This is a genomic window from Hydrocoleum sp. CS-953 (assembly GCF_002260545.1).
Taxonomy (GTDB): domain Bacteria; phylum Cyanobacteriota; class Cyanobacteriia; order Cyanobacteriales; family Microcoleaceae; genus Trichodesmium.
This window is the reverse complement of record NZ_LGSU01000897.1, coordinates 1-5,304: the sequence shown is the minus strand read 5'-3', so window position 1 is coordinate 5,304 and position 5,304 is coordinate 1. Positions and strand designations below refer to the sequence as shown.

Genomic DNA, 5,304 nt, shown 5'->3' with positions numbered 1-5,304 from the left:
TTATTGTAGTTATCAGACTATTTTTAGTCAACAATAAAACAGTCTTTCTCTCAGAAAAAATAAACATTATAAATTGTTACCTCCTGACAACTGATAACTGTTTTGCTAGGGCACAACTTTCCTATCGGAATGCTCCGCTTTCCCTATACGAAAAAACGCAGTTCCTCCGCAGGAGGCTAACTGAAATGATTCCTAAGAACAAGCAAACTTTAGCAAAAATTTATCAAACTGATATAATATTACGGTCTAAGATAAAAGGCTGAGGTGGAGCAATTGAAATTTTCTCAAAATCTGGATGTAAAGGATTAATCAAATAATTATATTCTTGGGGAATAATAGCAGAAGGAACCCTCAAAACTGCTGTACTTTTAGAAGTCAACCATTTATCTCCAATAGAGGCTAAAGCTTCCGGTGGAGAAGTATCACGCCAGTTATGAGGTAATAGAGATTCATCTACTTGTTTAATTGGAAAATTATCAGGAATTCTTACACTAATAGATACAAATATATTACCAAAATTTTCTATTTCCATGCAAACTAAAGTTTCTAATGCAGCTAGAGATAATGTTGCTGAAGTATAAATTAAGGATGTTCCTTTAGAATTCCAACGACCTCTACTACGACTATAAGCTTCACCTGTCAAAGCAATATCAATGTATTTTTTATGAGATATTCGCCATATTGTCAAACTCATAATTTTTCTATTTTTAACTACTATTACTTGGTAAGTATTTCCTGCGGAATGCTGCGCAAACAGCTATTAGCACTCAGCAGTCAGCTCCTAGTTTTTTAATGAATGAAGACAGCATTTTTTTTATTTTACTAAATTTTCAACCACAAATCTGAGTTATTAACTCATATAATTTGTGGCAGTAAATTATATATCTATCTCAAAAGCTGTTAGCGCAGCTCCTCTGTTAGCGCAGCTCCTCCGCAGGAGGCAAGAGGCTAGCTGACTGCTGAGTGCTTACATTACTTTAATAAAAAGGCAGGGTTTATAGTGATTTTTAACAACAAAAAAATCACTATTCAATTACCTGTTAGTAATTAAAAACCCACCTATTTATATTGGTTTTTATTAATAACTAATAACTATTAGCCATTAATAATCAATCATCAATAATTAACTATATACTCCATACTCTATTTTATTCAAAAGTTCATCTACTTGTTGTGTACCTGCATCTGTATCTAATAGTTCTAAAGGAGTTTTTCCAGCCAAGGCACGATTTGATTTTTTCAGCCAATCTCTTGCAGTTTCCACATTTTCAAATACATCTAATGTGTGTGCAAAAATTCTGGCAATACGATAAAGTCTATCTGACTCTGAAAGATCGAGAGGTTTCTGATCTTTCTTACGCCTAGATATAGTCCTTTCGGAAGTTGCTAATAAAGCTGCCATTTGTGACTCAGAAATACCACAATATTCTGCTACTTTAATCACAGAAATTATTGAAAATCCCTGACGAATTATACTGACTATTTGCAGTTCTTGGGGCAATTCCAAAACATTTTTAGGTATTCTGTCAAATCCTAAAATTTGATAGATTCTAGGGATGGGTTCAGTTTCTGAGTTCTGAGAAACTTGATCTGGGAATAACATCTGGACATCCTCTAAAAGTCACCTGTCTAATATTATAAAGTCAGATGTCTTAAAATTGGGAAATTTTATTTTAGAGATGATTAATAAATTAAATATTAAAGGAACTTCTCAAATATAATTGCGAGGGAGAGAACTGAAGGAGGAATCATAAATAGTTGAGCCAATTATTACCCCAATAGCAATCTTTTGTATAAAAGTCAAGTTTGACATTGCATCGGCTAATAACATTTTATTAAAGCTTAACTTGTTGAATCACCGTCTTGCAACGATCGTATCAGACTCTATTTATATCATCTTGATATATTAGCTCTTAGACTAAATGGTTAAGGATTTAATTTTTGTAAATCTAGAGACCAGAGCCAAAAAATAGCAGGATTAGGAAGATAAGAAAAAGTATAAAAATGAGGCCGTCAGAAACCATTTTCCTTGTTAGTAATAATTAGAATAATTGGGATATCTAGAAAATTAAGGAACCCCACAAATTAATATCGCTTCAGAGGCTATTATTCCACAAAGAGTAAGAAAAAACATAGTTTGCTCTTGTTATTGTTTTGTGGATAAATAATTAGAATGATTGTGGCCAATTTTTCTCCATAGTGCAGAATGGCGGAAATAACTGACCAGTTACAAAATCCTAAAAGCCTTACTAATCAATACTTTTGACTTTTTAATTTTGAGTTTTAACTTCCGCGTAGCGGCACTAGGTTTCTATTTGTACAGGAGGATAAAAGGCCACATAGTTTTGAATCTTTTTGGCTTTTTCTTTGGGATTAGGATAATACCAAGCACCATCTTTATTCACTTTACCATCGACTTCAATATTGTAGTAGCTCGCATTACCTTTCCAGAAACAGTTAGTATGGGTATTGCTTTCTTTGAAATATTCACGGTTGACTGTATCTGGTGGGAAATAATAATTACCTTCGACAATTTCACACTTATCGCTCTGTGCTAAAACAACCCCATTCAAAATAGCTGTTGCCATTAGTTTTTCCTAAATTTTAGTAATCCGCCTACTATAATAGCAAATATTGAAGTTTTGGAAATAATAGTGAAGTCCCCAAAAGCAAACGTTGTCCTGCACTATTATTTTTGCGGCCCCTGATTTGAACTATAAACCCTAATATGTGCAAATATTCCCAAGATTACTCTGATCAAGGGTACAAATTTTTTTACTATTTTTCATATCTTGATATCAAATCCGCTAGGGTTAAGTATAAAAAAATGTTCCATTTTCAGCTATTGCCATATTTCTAGATATATCCATCTCCCCACACTTCCCACACTCTATTATCTAATTACACCGATGCTACCAGATTTGATATGATTCAGCAAGCCTACTACAATAAAAAAAATGCAGCTTGAATAAGCTGCAAAGTTAAGGAAAACCGTTGTGTTTCTCTGAGGAAAATTTAATAAAGTAATAAAAAAAATACTGAAAGTATTAGAGTAGACTGGAGTCAAATTTTTAATAGTCTTCGTTAATTGAATTTATATTTTAATATTATGTGGAAAGAGATAAAATGTAAGTGATTTATGCCATAGGTAAATTGTGATTTTCATCAATGATAAGATTGATAATATATGGGATAATATGTGATGACAAACATTAAAACTAGCAATGCAGATAACCGATAAGTTTTGCTACCTGCAATAACAGTATTTTTTCACAATAATTAATTTTCTGAGTTGTTGATAGATGTGTTGCTTCTGGCATCTTCTATTACATCAATTTTAGCCTTAAGTAAGGATAAATCTGTTGTCACAAATCTCTTGTTAGTAACCAGATCGTAAGCTTCCCACTCTTCGGAAAAGTCTACATCTTGCCAAATAAACCAATCTCGGTAAATTTCACCTTCGTCAATATCGCCACATAAACCTAACCAATCATCTCCATCAAAATAATCTACTGTTGATGCTATTAAGTCAAGCCACGCAATAGTGATACAAGAATCTGTATTAGTATCAGCAACAAAGGAGAAAGACTGGAGGTTAACTTGTTCGAGACAGAAGTTAGATGTCATTGTTAAATTCCTTGATTAACTCTATGCTTTAACTGTAGGAACTTTGCTCTCCAAATAGTGATATATATATGCCACTATTCTAATCGCAACATCTTAGACATCAGGTGAATCCGATATTTTACTGTTAATATCGGAAAGCAGGATTATCCTAAAAGTAGACACTTCAAAAATTGGCACTGATATAGCACTACCGGCAAGTTAAAAGTCAAAAGTTAGATATCTCCAAAAATAAAAAATCAAATCAATTATNGCTCTCCAAATAGTGATATATATATGCCACTATTCTAATCGCAACATCTTAGACATCAGGTGAATCCGATATTTTACTGTTAATATCGGAAAGCAGGATTATCCTAAAAGTAGACACTTCAAAAATTGGCACTGATATAGCACTACCGGCAAGTTAAAAGTCAAAAGTTAGATATCTCCAAAAATAAAAAATCAAATCAATTATCGATTAGAAACCGTTAATTATTTCTCCCTACTAGACTGACACACCTTAAATGGTGCATTAGATGTAGGTTGGGTTGTTTGCGTTAGCATTGCGAAGCATGGAACGTAGCTTGCTTCTCCGCAGGAATAACCCAACAACAGTCTTTCTCCCGTAGGGACGTTGCATGCAACGTCCCTACCCTACTCCCCTACTCTCTAATGCACAGTTTTAGCTGTGTCGGTCCACTACTCCCTCTTTTCTGGAGATGTCTATTCACTTCAGGAAGATAGCAACTTTTTCAGGAGCTTAAGGGAGTTAGACAAAAGCTATAGAATGAAAAAAAATCCTTACAAGTCTAATCAAATTAGGATTTGAGCAATTTTTTCCTGTTTGAGTCAAAAAAAATTTTTAACTACCTAAAATGCTCTACAGTCTTTAACCCTGAGAGGATATCTTGATAATTAAGAACAATTATTTTTGAGGTGTTAAAAATGCTGAATATTAATAAGATTAAAACAAATATAGTAGCGATCGCCACAGTAGCTATAACTATTTGTAGCAGTCCCCTAGCACTTGCGGAAAACTACACCAGAGAATTTGACGAACAAGGATATCTACGTCAAAATCCTGATGTGGCAGAGTTAGTAATTCAAGGGAAATATCGGTCTGGTTACGAACATTATGTCAGATATGGGCAATATGAAAATCGTTCTGGTGCTTTTAAAACATTCAATGAACAAGAATATTTGCGACAAAACCCTGATGTAGCAGATGCTGTACGCCGTGGTGAATTTAAGTCTGGTTACGATCATTATCTCAAACGTGGTCAATATGAAAACCGTTCTGGTGCTTCTAACCCATCACAACCTGAAACTTATGATAATTATAATCAGCCTTCTTTTGACAATAATAACTTGAGTTGTGAAAGTATAAATCGTAATTTCTCTCAGGAAGCATTTTTCCAAACAGAGAATAGAATTATCCACATTTGTCGATATCAAAATAGTAATAGATTAGTTTTATTTGAACGTAGGAATAGAGATAATTCTGGTTGGAGAAATTTTCCTGTCGAAGTTGCCTATAATGGTTTTGTCAATCCTCGTAGGGGCTATTTTATTAATGATAATGAATTTATTCGGAGACGAGGAAATCAAATGCTTTATAGAGAACAAGTTGTGAATAAATGGAGACATAATTGTCGCCAAACATCTCCTTACTCATCAGATAATACTTTTTAATTATAT

5 protein-coding genes are annotated in these 5,304 nt (G+C 33.5%); 1 reads left to right on the top strand and 4 read right to left on the bottom strand.

Going from position 1 to position 5,304, the window contains the following annotated elements:
• Positions 1-223 precede the first annotated feature (223 nt).
• The 4 genes from AFK68_RS12015 to AFK68_RS12000 all read right to left on the bottom strand — a co-directional run bounded on the left by AFK68_RS12015 (position 224) and on the right by AFK68_RS12000 (position 3,627).
• The gene (locus AFK68_RS12015) at positions 224-694 is read right to left on the bottom strand and encodes an RES family NAD+ phosphorylase (RefSeq protein WP_094673025.1); all 471 of its coding nucleotides are present in this window, start codon (positions 692-694) and stop codon (positions 224-226) included.
• Between the two features lie 429 nt (positions 695-1,123).
• Positions 1,124-1,603, bottom strand: coding sequence for an antitoxin Xre/MbcA/ParS toxin-binding domain-containing protein (locus AFK68_RS12010; protein ID WP_094673024.1), 480 nt, complete (start codon positions 1,601-1,603; stop codon positions 1,124-1,126).
• 700 nt (positions 1,604-2,303) lie between these two features.
• Positions 2,304-2,588, bottom strand: a complete 285-nt coding sequence (locus AFK68_RS12005; protein ID WP_094673022.1) for a DUF427 domain-containing protein — start codon at positions 2,586-2,588, stop codon at positions 2,304-2,306.
• Positions 2,589-3,279: 691 nt separating this feature from the next.
• Positions 3,280-3,627 carry a hypothetical protein gene (locus tag AFK68_RS12000; protein ID WP_210407363.1) on the bottom strand — a complete coding sequence of 116 codons (348 nt, stop codon included), beginning with the start codon at positions 3,625-3,627 and terminating at the stop codon, positions 3,280-3,282.
• A 924-nt stretch (positions 3,628-4,551) separates the two neighbouring features.
• Between AFK68_RS12000 and AFK68_RS11995 the strand changes: the two genes are divergently transcribed.
• Positions 4,552-5,298: a hypothetical protein gene (locus AFK68_RS11995; RefSeq protein WP_094673020.1), complete on the top strand. Its 747-nt coding sequence runs from the start codon at positions 4,552-4,554 to the stop codon at positions 5,296-5,298.
• The last annotated feature ends 6 nt before the right edge of the window (positions 5,299-5,304 follow it).

What these genes read in the sequence shown, in the direction of transcription:
- AFK68_RS12000 (WP_210407363.1), bottom strand. Translation starts at nt 3,627, where the DNA reads ATGACATCTAACTTCTGTCTCGAACAAGTTAACCTCCAGTCTTTCTCC.
- AFK68_RS12005 (WP_094673022.1), bottom strand. Translation starts at nt 2,588, where the DNA reads ATGGCAACAGCTATTTTGAATGGGGTTGTTTTAGCACAGAGCGATAAG.
- AFK68_RS11995 (WP_094673020.1), top strand. Translation starts at nt 4,552, where the DNA reads ATGCTGAATATTAATAAGATTAAAACAAATATAGTAGCGATCGCCACA.
- AFK68_RS12010 (WP_094673024.1), bottom strand. Translation starts at nt 1,603, where the DNA reads ATGTTATTCCCAGATCAAGTTTCTCAGAACTCAGAAACTGAACCCATC.
- AFK68_RS12015 (WP_094673025.1), bottom strand. Translation starts at nt 694, where the DNA reads ATGAGTTTGACAATATGGCGAATATCTCATAAAAAATACATTGATATT.